Below are 15858 nucleotides of genomic sequence, written 5' to 3' on the forward strand. Positions count from 1 at the left end.
GCGGCCCAGGATCAGGGAGAGCCACCGGAATGACCGAGGCGCCGTACGACCCGCACACCACCGCCGGCAAGCTCGCCGACCTCCGGCGCAGGATCGACGAGGCGGTGCACTCCGGCTCCGCCAAGGCGGTGGAGAAGCAGCACGCCAAGGGCAAGCTGACGGCCCGCGAGCGGGTCGCGGAGCTGCTGGACGAGGACTCCTTCGTCGAGTTCGACGAGTTCGCCCGGCACCGCTCGACCAACTTCGGCCAGGAGAAGAACCGGCCCTACGGCGACGGCGTGGTCACCGGCTACGGGACCGTCGACGGCCGTCAGGTCGCCGTGTTCGCCCAGGACTTCACCGTCTTCGGCGGCTCACTGGGCGAGGTGTTCGGCGAGAAGATCGTCAAGGTCATGGACTTCGCGCTGAAGACCGGCTGCCCGGTCATCGGCATCAACGACTCCGGCGGCGCCCGGATCCAGGAGGGCGTGGTCTCGCTCGGCCTGTACGGCGAGATCTTCCGCCGCAATGTGCACGCCTCCGGGGTGATCCCGCAGATCTCGCTGATCATGGGCCCCTGCGCGGGCGGCGCGGTCTACTCCCCCGCGATCACCGACTTCGTGGTGATGGCCGACCGGACCTCGCACATGTTCATCACCGGGCCCGACGTGATCAAGACCGTCACCGGCGAGGACGTCGGCATGGAGGAGCTGGGCGGCGCGCGCACCCACAACACCAAGTCCGGCAACGCGCACTACCTGGCCGCGGACGAGAAGGAGGCCGTCGAGTACGTCAAGAGCCTGCTCTCGTACCTGCCCTCCAACAACCTCTCCGACCCGCCGTCCTTCCCGGAGGAGGCGGACCTGTCGGTCACCGACGAGGACCTCCAACTCGACACCCTGGTGCCGGACTCGGCGAACCAGCCGTACGACATCCACCAGGTGATCGAGCACGTGCTCGACGACGGCGAGTTCCTGGAGACCCAGCCGCTGTACGCGGGCAACATCGTCACCGGCTTCGGCCGGGTCGAGGGCCACCCGGTCGGCGTCGTCGGCAACCAGCCGATGAACCTGGCGGGCTGCCTGGACATCGCCGCCAGCGAGAAGGCCGCGCGGTTCATCCGCACCTGCGACTCGTTCAACATCCCGGTGATCACCTTCGTCGACGTGCCCGGCTTCCTGCCCGGCACCGAGCAGGAGTGGGACGGCATCATCCGGCGCGGCGCCAAGCTGATCTACGCCTACGCCGAGGCGACCGTGCCGCTGATCACCGTGATCACCCGCAAGGCCTTCGGCGGCGCGTACGACGTCATGGGCTCCAAGCACCTGGGCGCCGACCTCAACCTGGCCTGGCCGACCGCGCAGATCGCCGTGATGGGCGCGCAGGGCGCGGTCAACATCCTGCACCGGCGGGAGATCGCCGAGGCCGAGGCGGCCGGGACCGCCGAGGAGAAGCGGGCCGAGCTGATCACCTCCTACGAGGACACCCTGCTCAACCCGTACCTGGCCGCCGAGCGCGGCTACGTGGACGCGGTCATCGCGCCGAGCGAGACCCGCCGGCACATCGTGCGCGGGCTGCGGGCGCTGCGCGGCAAGCGCGAGGTGCTGCCGCCGAAGAAGCACGGCAACATCCCTCTGTAGTCGCCGGGAGCACGCCGGGAGCACGCCGGAAGCAGGAGCACCGCGAGAGGATTGACCATGGCCCCGATCCATGTGCTGCACGGGCAGCCGACCCCCGAGGAGCTGGCCACCGTCCTGGCGGTGGTCCAGGCCCGGGCCGCCGCCGCGCAGGCCGCCGCCGAGGCCGCCCGCCGCGCGGGCGCCGGCCCGGACTCCGCCTGGAACGACCGCGCGCGCCGGATGCGCGCCACCCCGCGACCGGGCGTCAACGCCTGGCGCACCTCCGGCTGGGCCGGCTAACCCGGCCGGGCGCGGACGGCACGTACGGCGTGTACGGCGTGTACGGCGGGGTGTGCATGCACTTTGCAAAGTGTGACTTTGCAAAGTGCACGTCCCCCGCCCGGAGCCGCTCCGCACAAGGGCGGAGCGGCTCCCTGCCGCATCCCCGCTGACTTTGCAAAGTCACCACTTTGCAAAGTCCGGCACGCCGGCGGCACCGGCCCGGCAAAGCCCGGATTGCCCCGAAACCCCCGAAAGCTGAGTACGGATACTCAGGCGCCCCGCCCGCCCGCCGGAGCACCCTGGAACGATGCTCTGGTCAGACCCCCGCGACGAGCCCTCCCCGGAAGCCCGCCGGATGCAGAAGAGGCTGCACCGGGCCGGCCATGTGCTCGCCGTCCTCGCCCTGCTGATCGTCGTTCTCCTGATGATCTGACGATCGCGGGACGGCCGCTCCGGGCCTCCCTCTACCCTGGTGGGCATGACCGACCGCCGCACCCTCGTCCTCGCCTCCGCCTCCCCCGCCCGCCTCGGGCTGCTGCGCCAGGCGGGCCTCGACCCGCGGGTGGTGGTCAGCGGCGTCGACGAGGACGCGCTCACCGCCCCCACCCCCGCCGAACTCGCGCTGGTGCTCGCCGAGGCCAAGGCCGCGGCCGTCGCCACCGGCCTCACCGACGGCGAGCTGGTCGTCGGCTGCGACTCGGTGCTGGAGCTGGACGGCCTGGCCCTCGGCAAGCCCGCCGACGAGGCCGAGGCACTGGCCCGCTGGCAGTCGATGCGCGGCCGGGCCGGCGTGCTGCGCACCGGCCACTGCGTGATCGACACCGCGACCGGCCGGACCTCCTCCGCCACCGCCTCCACCATCGTGCGCTTCGGCACCCCGGACGACGCCGAGGTCGCCGCGTACATCGCCACCGGCGAACCGCTGCACGTGGCGGGAGCGTTCACCCTGGACGGCCGCTCGGCGCCGTTCATCGAGGGCGTCGACGGCGACCCGGGCAACGTCATCGGACTCTCGCTGCCGCTGCTGCGCACCCTGCTCGCCGAGCTGGACGTCCGGATCACCGACCTCTGGAGCTGACCGGCCGACCGACGCCGGTGCGCCAAACACCGGCGCAATTGTCGCCAACCACACCTCCGACGAGCCCGTTTGATGCAGGCTAGGAGGGCCACCGGTGCGGCATCGGCCGCACCGGAGCAACGGGGGAGGTAACGAGCCGGATGACCGACGGTCTGCTCAACGTGCTGCTGGGCCTGGTGGCCAGCGCGATCAGTGCCGCACTCGGCTGGCTCGGCCAGAGCCTGCGCCGAAGACGCAGGCTGGAACGGGCCAGGGCTTTCCTCGGCCTGCCCGCCGGCAGCGAGTGCCTGATCGTGGTCAACCGCAGCATCGGCACCGGCGCACACCCCCGGACGGTCACCCGGCGCGACGCCTACGCGCTGATGGAGCTGGCCGCCCTGGTGAAGGAGTGCGGCGCGCACGCCGACCTGGTCGCGCACGACGCCGCGCCGCGCGGCCTGGGCGCCAGGACCGAGCTCTGCTTCGGCGGCCCGGTCTCCAACGACCGGATGGCCGCCCACCTGGCCTGGGGCCTGCCCGGAGTGGCGATCTCCAGCAGCCACGCCGTCCTGGACAACACCATCACCGTCGGCGGCCGCTCCTACGCCGCCGACCCGCAGGCCGGCGAGTACGTCCTGCTGGCCCGGCTGGCCACCCCCGGGGGCGGCCGCCCGATCTTCCTGGTCTCCGGACAGACCGGCATCGCCAACCACGCCGGGGTCCGCCACCTGGTGACCCACCACCGCCGGCTGGCCCGCCGGTACGGCACCGACGGCACCTTCGCGCTGCTGCTCAAGGTGGTCAACCCGGCCGCCTACGGCCCCGACGTCGTCGAGCAGGTCGCCGACGTCACCGCCCGGGCCCTGGAGCGCGCGCCGACCCCGCCGGGCGCGCCCGCACCGGCCGCGCCCGCCGAAGCGGCCCCAGCGCCCGCCGCGCGTGCTTGAGCCCGGCTCGCGCCGCGCCCGGGTGTGGCCAAGCCCACCACCGCGCCACGCCGCCCCCGTCACCGAGCGCGAGCGCCGGGCCGCCACCACCGCACCCGCGACCACCTGCGAGGACTCCCGTCGGGCCGCCCACCGCCCGCCCGGGCGCATCACCCTCCGTGTGGGATAGTTCACAACCTGGGGCTACTCGCCGGTACTGCCCAGGAATCCATAAACTCAACGAGGTTCAAGAAGGGAGCCACAGTGCGCAAGGTGCTCATCGCCAACCGCGGGGAAATCGCCGTCCGCGTCGCCCGTGCCTGCTCGGACGCCGGTATCGCCAGCGTCGCCGTCTACGCCGAGCCGGACCGGGATGCGCTGCACGTCCGCGCGGCCGACGAGGCTTACGCGCTGGGCGGCGACACCCCCGGCACCAGCTACCTGGACATCGCCAAGGTCCTCCAGGCCGCCGCCGACTCGGGCGCGGACGCCGTCCACCCCGGCTACGGCTTCCTGTCGGAGAACGCCGACTTCGCCCAGGCCGTGATCGACGCGGGCCTCACCTGGATCGGCCCGCCGCCGCAGGCCATCCGCGACCTCGGCGACAAGGTGACCGCCCGGCACGTGGCGCAGCGCGCCGGTGCCCCGCTGGTCGCCGGCACGCCGGACCCGGTCTCGGGTGCCGACGAGGTCGTCACGTTCGCCCGGGAGCACGGCCTGCCGGTCGCCATCAAGGCGGCGTTCGGCGGCGGCGGCCGCGGCCTGAAGGTCGCCCGCACGCTGGAGGAGATCCCGGAGCTGTACGAGTCCGCGGTGCGCGAGGCGGTCGCCGCCTTCGGGCGCGGCGAGTGCTTCGTCGAGCGCTACCTGGACAACCCGCGGCACGTCGAGACCCAGTGCCTGGCCGACAAGCACGGCAACGTGGTGGTCGTCTCGACCCGTGACTGCTCGCTGCAGCGCCGGCACCAGAAGCTGGTCGAGGAGGCGCCCGCGCCGTTCCTGACCCCGGAGCAGAACGCCGAGCTGTACCGCGCGTCGAAGGCCATCCTCAAGGAGGCCGGCTACGAGGGCGCCGGGACCTGCGAGTTCCTGGTGGCGCTGGACGGCACGATCTCCTTCCTGGAGGTCAACACCCGTCTGCAGGTGGAGCACCCGGTCACCGAGGAGGTCACCGGGATCGACCTGGTCCGCGAGATGTTCCGGATCGCGGACGGCGAGGAGCTCGGCTACGACGACCCGGAGGTGCGCGGCCACTCGTTCGAGTTCCGCATCAACGGCGAGGACCCGGGGCGCAACTTCCTGCCCGCGCCGGGCACGGTGACGCTGTTCGCGCCGCCGTCCGGTCCGGGTGTCCGGCTGGACTCGGGCGTGGAGACCGGTTCGGTGATCGGCCCGGCCTGGGACTCGCTGCTGGCCAAGCTGATCGTCTCCGGCCGCGACCGCAAGCAGGCGCTGGAGCGGGCGAAGCGCGCGCTGGCGGAGTTCAAGGTCGAGGGCATGGCGACGGCCATCCCGTTCCACCAGGCGGTCGTCACCGACCCGGCGTTCGCGCCGGAGGTGCACGGCGGTGACGGGCCGTTCAAGGTCTTCACCCGGTGGATCGAGACCGAGTTCAACAACACCATCCCCGCGTTCGCCGGTGCGGCCGGCGACGGCGAGGAGGCCGAGGGCCGGGAGACCGTGGTCGTCGAGGTCGGCGGCAAGCGGATCGAGGTCTCGCTGCCCTCCTCGCTGGGCGTCTCGACCGCTCCGGCGGCCGGTGCGGGGGCCGCGAAGGCCAAGCGCCGGGTGGGTGCGAAGAAGGCCGGTTCGGCGGTCAGCGGTGACACGCTGGCGTCGCCGATGCAGGGCACCATCGTCAAGGTCGCCGTCGAGGAGGGCCAGGTCGTCGCGGAGGGCGAGCTGATCGTCGTCCTGGAGGCGATGAAGATGGAGCAGCCGCTGAACGCCCACAAGGCGGGCACGATCGTCGGCCTCAAGGCCGAGGTGGGGGCGAGCGTCTCCAGCGGCGCGGCGCTCTGCGAGATCAAGGACTGACGCTTTCCGCGTGTTCCGCCGCCGGTCCGTACACCTTCGGGTGTGCGGACCGGTCGTGTTTCCGGCGGTGGTGCGGGTACTGAGGTCGGTTCGGGTACTGAGGTACTGAGGTACCGGCGTCGATGCGGCGGGAGTGGCGGGAGTGGCGGGGTCAGCGGCCGCGCTGGAGGCCGAGTTCGGCGAGTCTGGCCGGGAGCGGCCCGCCCGGGCCCGCCGGTCCGCCGGGGCCGTGCACGCCGGGGCGGCGCTGGCCCGGCAGCGGGGCGCCGCCGCCGGGGGGCGGCGGGACGGCGCGGCGGGCCATCGGACCCGGCTGGGTCTGGTGGACGGGGCCGCTGCCGGTCCCGTGCACCGGGGCGTCGCCGGACGGCGGGGCGCCGAGCGGGGCGAGGTCGATCTGCACGCCGCAGTCGGCGAGCGCGTCGAGCTCGCGGGCGGTGGTGTCGTCGGCGGTGGCGTGCTCGTCGGTGACCAGGCGGGTGATGGTCTCGGTGGCGACGGTCTGGAACATGCCGGCCGCGCCGAGCTTGGTGTGGTCGGCGAGGACGATCACCTCGGCGGCCGCCAGCACCATGGCCCGGTCCACGCTCGCGGACAGCATGTTCGCGGTGGACAGCCCGCGTTCGGCCGTCAGCCCGCTGCCGGAGATGAAGGCCTTGCCGACCCTCAGCCCCTGCAGCGACTGTTCGGCGCCGCTGCCCACCAGCGCGTAGTTGGAGCCGCGCAGGGTGCCGCCGGTCATCACCACCTCGACCCGGTTGGCGTGCGCGAGCGCCTGGGCGACCAGCAGCGAGTTGGTCACCACGGTCAGCCCGGGCACCCGGGCGAGGCGGCGGGCGAGTTCCTGGGTGGTGGTGCCCGCACCGACCACCACCGCGTCTCCCTCCTCCACCAGACCGGCGGCGAGATCGGCGATGGCGCTCTTCTCGGCGGCGGACAGGTGGGTCTTCTGCGGGTAGCCGGGTTCGCGGCTGAAGCCGCCGGGGAGCACCGCGCCGCCGTGCCGGCGGTCGAGGAGCCCTTCTGCCTCCAGGGCCCGTACGTCGCGGCGCACGGTGACTTCGGAGGTCTGGACGACGCGGGCCAACTCCCGGAGCGAGACCGCTCCGTTGGCGCGCACCATTTCGAGGATCAACTGGCGACGTTCTGCTGCAAACACAGAACCGACGGTAACCTGCGTGACCGTCTGCTTTCAGGCGTTTGCTGCTAGTAGCGGGAATTGCTCACGGCCGAGCGGCGCGTGACCGTACAATGCGCGCCGTCGGTGATCCGGGACTGCGCCCGCCGTCCGAGTGACGTCCGGGGACGCGCGAAGGGCGGCCGCCGAACGGCGACCGCCCTCAACTGAGCGCCCTGGGCTCAGGATTCGCCCGATTCGCGCTTGCGGATGTGGAGCTGGCGGGCGGCCTCGGCGGTGGAGCCGGAGACCGACGGGTAGACGGTGAACGCGCTGGCCACCTGTTCGACCGTCAGATTGGCGTCCACCGCCAGCGAGATCGAGTGGATGAGCTCGCTGGCGCGCGGGGCGACCACCACGCCGCCGACCACGATGCCGGTGCCGGGGCGGCAGAACAGCTTCACGAAGCCGTCGCGGATGCCCTGCATCTTGGCCCGCGGGTTGCCGCGCAGCGGCAGCTTGACCTCGACCGCGTCCATCTTGCCGCACTCCACGTCGGCGGCGGTGTAGCCGACGGTGGCGATCTCGGGGTCGGTGAAGACGTTGGAGGCCACGGTCTTGAGGTTCAGCGGCTGCACCGCGTCGCCGAGCGCGTGGTACATGGCGATCCGGCCCTGCATGGCCGCCACCGAGGCGAGCATGAAGACGCCGGTGCAGTCGCCGGCCGCGTACACGCCGGGGGCGCTGGTGCGGGAGACCCGGTCGACCTGGATCTGGCCCCAGTCGTTGAGCTTGACCCCGGCCTCCTCCAGGCCCATGTCGGCGGTGTTCGGGATGGAGCCGACCGCCATCAGGCAGTGGGTGCCCTCGATCACCGTTCCGTCGGAGAGGGTGACCTCGACGGTGTCGCCGATCCGCTTGGCGCTCTCGGCGCGCGAGCGGCCCATCACGTTCATGCCGCGGCGGCGGAAGACCTCCTCCAGCACCTCGGCGGCGTCCGGGTCCTCGCCCGGCAGCACCCGGTCGCGCGAGGAGACCAGGGTCACCTTGGAGCCCAGCGCCTGGTAGGCGCCGGCGAACTCGGCGCCGGTGACGCCGGAGCCGACCACGATCAGCTCGCGGGGCAGCTCCTCCAGGTCGTAGACCTGGGTCCAGGTGAGGATCCGCTCGCCGTCGGGCTGGGCGTCGGGCAGTTCGCGCGGGTGGGCGCCGGTGGCGATCAGCACGGCGTCGGCGCGCAGCGACTGGACGCTGCCGTCGGGCGCGTCCACCAGCACCTCGCGGGAGCCGTCCACGGCCTGCCCGCCCGGGCCGAGCCGGCCGCGGCCGCGCAGCACGGTGACGCCGGCCCGGGTGACGGACTGGGTGATGTCGTGGGACTGGGCGATGGCCAGGCGCTTCACACGCCGGTTCACCTTGCCCAGGTCGACGCCGACCACGCGGGCCGGGCTGTCGATGTGGGGGGTGTCGTCGGCGACGATGATGCCGAGTTCCTCGTACGAGCTGTCGAAGGTCGTCATCACCTCCGCCGTCGCGATCAGCGTCTTCGACGGCACGCAGTCCGTCAGCACCGCCGATCCGCCCAGGCCGTCGCGGTCGACGACGGTCACCTCCGCGCCGAGCTGGGAGGCGACGAGCGCCGCCTCGTAGCCGCCGGGTCCGCCACCGATGATCACGATCCGAGTCACGTCAACCATTGTCCCGCACGCCGGGAGCACTGCCACGCCGGGGTCGGGGCTTCTGTCGGATCGGTCGGTGAACGTAGGCTTCCCCCCATGCCCCTTTACGCCGCGTATGCCACGAACCTCGATGCCCGGCAGATGACCCGCCGCGCCCCGCACTCGCCGCTGCGCGGCACCGGGTGGCTGTCCGGCTGGCGGCTGACCTTCGGCGGCGAACACCTCGGCTGGGAGGGATCGCTGGCCACGGTGGTGGAGGACGAGAAGGACCAGGTCTTCGTCTCGCTGTACGACGTGGCGCCGATGGACGAGGAGGGGCTGGACCGCTGGGAGGGCGTCCAGCTCGGCATCTACCGCAAGATCAAGCTGCGGGCGCAGACCCTGGACGGCGATGTGCCGGTCTGGACGTACGTGCTGAACGACTACGAGGGCGGCCTGCCCGCGGCCCGCTACCTGGGCCTGATCGCGGACGCGGCGGAGAGCGCCGGCGCCCCCGACGACTACGTGCTCGACCTGCGCCGCCGCCCCTGCTGAGCAGAGCGGTCTACCAGGCCCCGGCCGTGGCGGCCAGGGCCGCGACGACCTCCGCGCGGCGGGCCGGATCGGTGCGCAGCGCGTTGGCGAGTTCGACGTGGAGCCAGGTGACGCCGAGGCCGGCGGCGAAGCGGCCCTCGACGTTGGTGGTGCCCGCGAGCTGTCCGCACTTCTGCCGCCAGGGCCGGCAGACCACCAGGCCGGCGGCCTCCAGGGCCGCCGCGGTGCGTTCGGCGGCCTCGCCGGCCGTCCCGGCGCCGCTGGAGACCACGGCGTCCGTGCCGGGCAGGCTGCCCTCGTCGAAGCCGTGCAGTTGGAGGCCGGGCAGGCCGCGGGCGGTGAGCGCCTCGACGACCGCGGCGAAGACGGTGTCGCCGCGGTGGGCGACGTCCGCCGATCCGTCGACGCCGGCCCGCCGGTGGGCGCCGGCGAGGACGAGCACGCCGCCGGGTGCCTGCCGGAAGAGTTCGGCGCCGAGGATCTCGGTGCGGCTGTCGGAGACCGGGTGCGGCACCTGGGCGGACCAGCCGGCCGGGGTGGAGAGGTCCAGGTAGATCCGGCCCCAGCCGCGCGGGTCTGTGCCGGAGGCGTCGGCGATCTCGGCGGTGCGGCGGCCGCTGACCGCCTCGGTGAACTCGGTGAGCCGGTAGCCGACGCCGGCCAGCAGCCGGCCGGCCTCGTCGGGCCTGCCGTCGAGGGTCCGGACGACCCCGTCGGCGACCGCCCGGCGCTGGTCGGCGTCCGGGGCGGTGTAGGCGCCGACGGCGAAGGCGCCGGTGTAGGCGTCGATCCGCTCGACGAGGTCCACCGGACGCGGTCCGGCCGCGGGGGTGGGGCCGGGGGCCGCCGGGTCCCGTGCCCAGCCCCGGGCGGCGAGGGTCAGCCCGCCGGCGAGGGCCGCCAGGACGACCAGCACCGTGACCGGCCATCGCACCGCACGTCGCGCATCCCGTTTTTCCACGTTCTCCACGGAGGAGAAAATACCCCGCAGAACAGGCGCTCCATGATCAAAAAGATCGTGATCGAAGCGTCTTTCATCCGACATCATTACGAGACACGATCAACGGAACCGCTTCGTACGCTTTTGAGGTTTCGGCCGGGCGAGCCCGGTTCGCGGTGGGGCTCCAGGGGTGGGTGGCGCACTGCCGCCCGACGCACCGGACCCGACCGCACTCCCCCGACGAGGCCCCACCCGTGAGCACGGCCCCCACCCCGCCGCGACAGCACCGCTACCGCCGCCGGGCCGACATGCCGCTGCTCGGGGGCGTCCGCCCGCCGATCGCCCTGCTGCTCGTCCTGCTCCTCGCCGTCGCCGCGATCACCGCGCTGGCCGTCGGCGGCCTGCGGGTGGACGACACCCCGCGGGCGATCCGCGAGTCCCACCAGTACGCCGCCGAGGACACCGCCCTGGCGCTGCGGGCGGGCCTGCGGGAGAACACCACCGACCTGCTGCGCTCCGCCGCCCGCTACGACCGGGCGCCCGCCGAGCCCGCCGAGGTGCTCACCGCGCTCGGCCGGGCGTACCGCAAGTGGCGCGGCACCGTGATCGTCCGCCCCGACACCGGCCGGCTGCTCGCCGCCCACGGCGAGACCGTGCCGCTGGCCGGCCTCGACCTCGGCCTGGTCACCGACACCGCGCCCGCGCCGCTGCTCGTCCCCTCCGCCGCCGGCACCCGGTTGCTGACCTTCGCGCTGGTCAGCACCGCGCACGACGGCCGGGCGCTGCTGGTCGCCTCCGACAACCTGCGGCTGCCGAACCTCGCCACCCGCGACGGCCAGACCATCCAGGTCCTCGACACCGCCGGCACCGTGCTCGACACCACCGGCGCCGGCCTCCCCGACGAGACCGCCCGGCAGCTGGTCGCCACCGCCCGGGGCCGCGCCACCGAACGCGTCGCCGAGCGCGCCCCCGCCCCGGGCGAAACCGTCTCCGGCAACCTGGCCGGGGCCGCCGACCCCCGGGGCGCGCGCCGGGTGGCCGGCTACGCCGCCGTCGCCGGCGCCGACCCGCAGGACCCGGCCACCGCGCTCGGGCTCACCGTCGTCTCCACCGGCGGCGTCGACGGCAAGGCCGCCGGTCTGCGCCACCCGGCCCTCGGCCTGGCCGCCGCCGGCGCCCTGCTGGCGCTCGCCCTGCTCCTGGCCCTGTTCCTGCACCGCACCCTGCAGCGCCCGGTGCTGCGGCTCTTCCTGGACGCCCGCCGGCTCACCCGCGGCGAGCTGGACCGCCCGGTCCGCGGCCCGCGGCGCGGCGAGGCCGGGCGGATCGGCCGCGCCCTGGAGGAGCTGCGGCTCCAGCTCCGCGACCCCGCCCGCCCGCCGGCCGCCCCCGCGCCCCGGCGGCGCCGGCCGGGGGTCGCGCTGCCGCTCGGCCTGGCCGCGGCCGTCGTGCTCGGCTGGTCCGGCCCGCTGCTGCTGCTCGGCGGCGACGGCGGCGAGGTCCGGGTGCCCACCCAGGTGGTGGCCGGCCAGCGGGACCGCACCGACAACGCCGCCGACCGACTGCGCCAGGCCCTCAACGAGGGCTACGCCGATCTGCGCGCGCTCGCCCCCGAACTCACCACCGCCTCGGTCGGCACCGCCCAGGCGCTGCTGCGCACCGCCCTCGCCCAGCACGAGCGCTACCGCGCGTTGTACGTGCTCGGCTCCGGCGGCGAGGTGCTCGCCCGGGCCGGCGAGGAGCCGCACCGCACCGGTCCCGGGGCGCTCGGCCCGGGCGGGGTGCTGCTGCTCAACAGCTCCGGGAAGGAGCCCCGGATCGCGGCCCGGACGCCGCTCGCCACCCCCGCCACGCCCGTCGACGCCGTCGACGCGACCGAGGCCGCCGTGGACGGGGCGGCGCCCGCCGGTCCGGTCCTGGTGGGCGAGTTCCGCACCGACTTCCTCGGCGGCCTGCTCGACCGGCCCGGCCTCGGCCGGGTCTGGCTGCTCGACGACCGCCGCCGGGTGCTCGCCGCCAACGAGGCCTACGCCTCCTTCGGCGAACTCCCCGAGGGCCGCGCCCGGGCCGTCCTGGACACCGTCGCCGGCCCGGGCGGCACGGCAGGCCCGAGCGGCACGAGCGGCCCGGCGGCCAAGCACGCCGCCGCCGACGTGCTGCGTACCGGCGGCGACCCGGTGCTGCTCGCCGCCGCCCCGCTCGGCGGCCGCGGCGCCGTCGCCCGGCTCGGCTGGTCCGTCGTCACCGCCCACCCGGTGTCCTGGCTGCACCTCGACCAGAACCGGGCCGACCGGCGCGCCGTGCTGGCCGGCATGCTCGGCCTGACCGCCGCCGCGCTCTGCCTCGGCTGGCTGTTCGTCGCCGTCGGCCTGCCGCTGCGCCGGCTCGCCGCGAGCGCCGAGGCACTGGCCGCCGGGGACCGCCGCACCGTGCTCCACCCCGTCCACCACGACGAGGTCGGCGCCGTCGCCCGCGGCCTGGAGCTGATCCGCCAGGACCTGGAGCGCGCCGACCGCGAACGAGCCGTCCGCGAACGGGCCGACCGCGACCGCGCCGGGCACCCCGCCACCGCCGCCACCGCCTTCTGAGAGGGACCCGTGCTCTTCCTCTACCTCGTGCTGCTGGTGTGCTGCGCCGTCCTGCTGGTGGCCGGCATCGTCGAACAGCGCCGGCACTTCGCCGCCCTGGACCAGATCCCCACCCGGGTGCTGGTCAACGGCATCCGCGGCAAGAGCTCGATCACCCGGCTGTGCGCGGGCGCGCTGCGCGGCGGCGGCCTGGTCACCGTCGCCAAGACCACCGGCACCGCGGCCCGGTTCATCCACCCGGACGCCACCGAGGAGCCGGTCCACCGCAAGTTCGGCATCGCCAACGTGGTCGAGCAGATCGGCATCGTCCGCCGCGCCGCCACCTACCGGCCGCACGCGCTGGTGATCGAGTGCATGGCCGTCATGCCGGCGCTCCAGGAGGTCAACCAGACCAAGCTGATCCGCTCCACCATCGGCGTGCTGTGCAACGTCCGTGAGGACCACCTCGCCGAGATGGGCCCCACCCTGGACGACGTCGCCCGCTCGCTGTCGCGCTCGATGCCGGTCGGGGGCGTCTGCGTCACCGCCGAGCGGGAGCGCGCGCACATCCTGCGCGAGGAGGCCGCCAAGCGGGACTGCGAGCTGATCGTGGTCGACCCGGAGTCGGTCAGCGACGAGGAACTGCGCGGCTTCAGCTGGTTCACCTTCAAGGAGAACGTGGCCATCGCGCTGGCCGTCGCCGAACTCCTCGGCGTGGACCGGCGGACGGCGCTGCGCGGCATGTGGGCGGCGCCGCCGGACCCGGGCGTGCTCTCCGTCGAGCGGTACCGGACGGCGGACGGCAGGCGACTGCGCTTCGCCAACGTCTTCGCCGCCAACGACCCCGAGTCCACGCTGATGAACGTCCGCCAGCTGGAGAGCCTGGGCGCGATCCACCGCCCACTGCACGTGGTGGTCAACTGCCGCCCCGACCGGGTCGAACGCAACGGCCAGATGGGCCAGATCGTGCCGGACCTCGATCCGGACACGGTCTTCCTGATCGGCCACCCCACCAGGAGCGCCCGGGACGCGATCCCGGCCGACTGGTCCGGGCGGGTGGTCGACCTCGGCGGCGACCGGCGCGACCCTGCGCGGCTGACCGCCGAGCTGCTGGACGCGCTCGGCCCCGACTCCTCGCTGGTGGCGATCGGCAACATCCACGGTCAGGGCGAGCTGCTCCTGGAGGAGCTGGCCCGGCTCGCCCCGGACGACGAACCGGAGGCCGGGGGCCGGGAAGCCGCCCACCAACCCGCGTACGAACCGGTGTACGAACCGGCGGCGTACGAGCCGGCGGCGTACGAGCCCGTCCACCAGCCCGCGTACGAGCCGGTGTACGTCCCCGAACCGCTGCCCGACTCCTGGTACGAGCCGGCCGACCCCCACCACCCGTACGACCGCCCCCCTCACCCCCGCTACGGAGACCGGCCGTGATCCCCACCGAGCTCACCCCCGAGATCGCCGCCCTCGGCATCGCGCTCGGGCTGGTCTTCTCGCTGGTCTGCTACCTGACCACCAACCTCTCCCCCGGCGGCATGATCACCCCGGGCTGGCTGGCCCTGACCCTGGTCGAGGACCTCCAGCGGGTCGCCGTCGTGGCCGGCGTCACCGTGCTCACCTACCTGGCCACCCGGGCGGTCCAGAAGCTGGTGATCCTCTACGGCAAGCGGCTGTTCGCCGCCGTGGTGCTGATCGGCGTCCTGCTCCAGGCCACCGTGATGCTGGTCCTCCAGCACGAGCTGCCCACCCTGTACGCCAACCAGACGCTGGGCTTCATCGTCCCCGGCCTGATCGCCTACCAGCTGGTCCGCCAGCCCCGGGCGGCCACCCTGATGGCGACCACGACCGTCACCCTCGCCACCTACGTGGTGCTCACCGCCGGCGTGCTGCTCGGCGCCCTGCCCGGCACCTGATCCCCGGCGCCCGAACCCCAGGAACCCGAACCGCCATGCCCGTCACCCCGAAGTCCCTGCTCAGCGGCGGCCTCGCCGTCACCCTGCTGGCCGCCGGCGGCTACCTCACCGTCCAGCTGCGCGAGCGCGAGCGCGGGCCCGCCCCGGTCGGCGGCACCGCACCGCTGCTCACCGCGCCCGCCGCGCCCTCCTCGCCCGCCCCGGGCACCGCCGCCGCGGCCACCGGCCCGCGCTACGAGCGGCTCACCGGCCCCGACCGGACGGTGGTGCGCGACGCGCGCGGCGGCGTCCTCGCCACCCTGACGGACGGCGCCCGCACCGCCGTACTGACCGGCCCCAGCCGCACCTTCGCCGAACCGGGCACCACGGCCGCCGTGCTGACCGGCGACAGCTGGGTGCGGCTGATGCCGCAGCCGTGGCGGGCCGGGGCCCAGGAGGAGGCCTGGTTCCGCGGCTGGTTCGGCCAGTACCTCGGCTCCACCGAGGACGACGTGCTCGCCGTCGCCACCCAGTACCTGGCGGGCGCACCGGAGGGCAAGGACGGCAAGGGCGTCCGCTTCCGGGGCGACGCCTCGTTCGGCCCGCTCAACCCGGACGGCTCGGCCGGCAACGACCTGCGCCTGGAGCAGACCGACTTCTTCGACTACCTCGGCGTCCCGTACACCTTCGCCGACAAGGTCACCAAGCGCCCGGACCGGAGCCGCTACGGCGCCTTCGACTGCTCCGGCTTCGTCCGCATGGTGTACGGCTACCGGTCCGGCTACCCGCTGCTGTCCAAGGACGCGTCCGGCCCCGGCCTGCCCCGCACCGCCGACGGCCTGGCCCGGCTGGGCCCGGGGGTGCCGGTGCTGCCGCTGACCACCGCACCCGGCTCGGACACCACTGTGCGGCCGGCCTCGACCGATCCGCTGCTCCCGGGCGACCTGGTGTTCTTCGAGATCGACGCCCGCACCGGCGCCCGGCTCGACCACACCGGCATCTACCTGGGCCTGGACACCGACGGCCACCCCCGCTACGTCTCCAGCCGCGAGGAGGCGGACGGCCCGACCTTCGGCGACAAGGGCGGCACCGCCCGGCTGGACGACAACGGGATGTACGCCAAGGGCCTGCGCAGCGCGAAGCGGCTGTGACCGGGCGCCGCGCCGCCGCCCCGGCCGCCACGGCCCGGACCGGGGCGCCGCGCCCGGCCCGCGCCCCGAGCTGTGCGTTCG

The 15858-nt window shown here is 74.2% G+C and carries 14 protein-coding genes; 11 read left to right on the forward strand and 3 right to left on the reverse strand.

What is annotated here, in order from left to right; translation table 11 throughout:
• The first annotated feature begins 29 nt into the window (after positions 1–29).
• From ACFVVU_RS17610 to ACFVVU_RS17635, 6 genes are all read left to right on the forward strand, one after another.
• Complete coding sequence (locus ACFVVU_RS17610) at positions 30–1619, forward strand: acyl-CoA carboxylase subunit beta (protein ID WP_387790745.1); 1590 nt, start codon at positions 30–32, stop codon at positions 1617–1619.
• Between the two features lie 57 nt (positions 1620–1676).
• Entirely contained in the window at positions 1677–1898 is a 222-nt protein-coding gene (locus ACFVVU_RS17615; protein ID WP_355358772.1) for an acyl-CoA carboxylase subunit epsilon, read from the forward strand.
• A 289-nt stretch (positions 1899–2187) separates the two neighbouring features.
• Positions 2188–2313, forward strand: coding sequence for a morphogenic membrane protein MmpB (gene mmpB, locus ACFVVU_RS17620; RefSeq protein ID WP_355358769.1), 126 nt, complete (start codon positions 2188–2190; stop codon positions 2311–2313).
• Between the two features lie 45 nt (positions 2314–2358).
• Positions 2359–2958, forward strand: coding sequence for a nucleoside triphosphate pyrophosphatase (locus ACFVVU_RS17625; protein ID WP_387790748.1), 600 nt, complete (start codon positions 2359–2361; stop codon positions 2956–2958).
• 140 nt (positions 2959–3098) lie between these two features.
• Positions 3099–3884 (forward strand): hypothetical protein, encoded by a 786-nt coding sequence (locus ACFVVU_RS17630; protein WP_380681895.1) that lies wholly within the window; start codon positions 3099–3101, stop codon positions 3882–3884.
• A 243-nt stretch (positions 3885–4127) separates the two neighbouring features.
• A complete protein-coding gene (locus tag ACFVVU_RS17635) occupies positions 4128–5900 on the forward strand; it encodes an acetyl/propionyl/methylcrotonyl-CoA carboxylase subunit alpha (RefSeq protein WP_380681894.1) in 1773 nt (590 codons plus the stop codon).
• A gap of 151 nt (positions 5901–6051) precedes the next feature.
• Here ACFVVU_RS17635 and ACFVVU_RS17640 read toward each other — a convergent pair whose 3' ends face one another.
• Both ACFVVU_RS17640 and ACFVVU_RS17645 read right to left on the reverse strand, forming a co-directional pair.
• Positions 6052–7023, reverse strand: a complete 972-nt coding sequence (locus ACFVVU_RS17640) for a DeoR/GlpR family DNA-binding transcription regulator (RefSeq protein ID WP_380681907.1) — start codon at positions 7021–7023, stop codon at positions 6052–6054.
• 236 nt (positions 7024–7259) lie between these two features.
• Complete coding sequence (locus ACFVVU_RS17645) at positions 7260–8714, reverse strand: NAD(P)H-quinone dehydrogenase (protein WP_380681893.1); 1455 nt, start codon at positions 8712–8714, stop codon at positions 7260–7262.
• A gap of 78 nt (positions 8715–8792) precedes the next feature.
• Here ACFVVU_RS17645 and ACFVVU_RS17650 point away from each other — a divergent pair, with 78 nt between their 5' ends.
• Entirely contained in the window at positions 8793–9230 is a 438-nt protein-coding gene (locus ACFVVU_RS17650; RefSeq protein WP_344331090.1) for a gamma-glutamylcyclotransferase, read from the forward strand.
• A gap of 10 nt (positions 9231–9240) precedes the next feature.
• On the opposite strand, the gene ACFVVU_RS17655 is transcribed toward ACFVVU_RS17650, so the two are convergent.
• Positions 9241–10164 (reverse strand): hypothetical protein, encoded by a 924-nt coding sequence (locus ACFVVU_RS17655; RefSeq protein WP_380681892.1) that lies wholly within the window; start codon positions 10162–10164, stop codon positions 9241–9243.
• A gap of 260 nt (positions 10165–10424) precedes the next feature.
• On the opposite strand from ACFVVU_RS17655, the gene ACFVVU_RS17660 reads away from it, so the two are divergent.
• From ACFVVU_RS17660 to ACFVVU_RS17675, 4 genes are read left to right on the forward strand one after another with little or no spacing between them, the layout of a single operon-like run.
• A complete protein-coding gene (locus tag ACFVVU_RS17660; RefSeq protein WP_387790751.1) occupies positions 10425–12758 on the forward strand; it encodes a HAMP domain-containing protein in 2334 nt (777 codons plus the stop codon).
• Positions 12759–12767: 9 nt separating this feature from the next.
• Positions 12768–14168 carry a poly-gamma-glutamate synthase PgsB gene (pgsB, locus tag ACFVVU_RS17665; RefSeq protein WP_387790753.1) on the forward strand — a complete coding sequence of 467 codons (1401 nt, stop codon included), beginning with the start codon at positions 12768–12770 and terminating at the stop codon, positions 14166–14168.
• Complete coding sequence (locus ACFVVU_RS17670) at positions 14165–14647, forward strand: poly-gamma-glutamate biosynthesis protein PgsC/CapC (protein ID WP_380681889.1); 483 nt, start codon at positions 14165–14167, stop codon at positions 14645–14647. Before pgsB ends, ACFVVU_RS17670 begins: the two co-directional genes overlap by 4 nt.
• Before the next feature lie 35 nt (positions 14648–14682).
• Positions 14683–15777 carry a C40 family peptidase gene (locus ACFVVU_RS17675; RefSeq protein ID WP_387790755.1) on the forward strand — a complete coding sequence of 365 codons (1095 nt, stop codon included), beginning with the start codon at positions 14683–14685 and terminating at the stop codon, positions 15775–15777.
• The last annotated feature ends 81 nt before the right edge of the window (positions 15778–15858 follow it).

The sequence above is a fragment of the Kitasatospora sp. NPDC057965 genome (assembly GCF_042887135.1).
Taxonomy (GTDB): Bacteria; Actinomycetota; Actinomycetes; order Streptomycetales; family Streptomycetaceae; genus Kitasatospora.

Bases quoted from the DNA above. Each gene is read 5' to 3' on its own strand.
- ACFVVU_RS17675 (WP_387790755.1), top strand. From the start codon at position 14,683: ATGCCCGTCACCCCGAAGTCCCTGCTCAGCGGCGGCCTCGCCGTCACC.
- ACFVVU_RS17615 (WP_355358772.1), top strand. From the start codon at position 1,677: ATGGCCCCGATCCATGTGCTGCACGGGCAGCCGACCCCCGAGGAGCTG.
- ACFVVU_RS17610 (WP_387790745.1), top strand. From the start codon at position 30: ATGACCGAGGCGCCGTACGACCCGCACACCACCGCCGGCAAGCTCGCC.
- ACFVVU_RS17650 (WP_344331090.1), top strand. From the start codon at position 8,793: ATGCCCCTTTACGCCGCGTATGCCACGAACCTCGATGCCCGGCAGATG.
- ACFVVU_RS17640 (WP_380681907.1), bottom strand. From the start codon at position 7,023: ATGGTGCGCGCCAACGGAGCGGTCTCGCTCCGGGAGTTGGCCCGCGTC.
- mmpB (WP_355358769.1), top strand. From the start codon at position 2,188: ATGCTCTGGTCAGACCCCCGCGACGAGCCCTCCCCGGAAGCCCGCCGG.
- ACFVVU_RS17630 (WP_380681895.1), top strand. From the start codon at position 3,099: ATGACCGACGGTCTGCTCAACGTGCTGCTGGGCCTGGTGGCCAGCGCG.
- ACFVVU_RS17645 (WP_380681893.1), bottom strand. From the start codon at position 8,714: ATGGTTGACGTGACTCGGATCGTGATCATCGGTGGCGGACCCGGCGGC.
- ACFVVU_RS17625 (WP_387790748.1), top strand. From the start codon at position 2,359: ATGACCGACCGCCGCACCCTCGTCCTCGCCTCCGCCTCCCCCGCCCGC.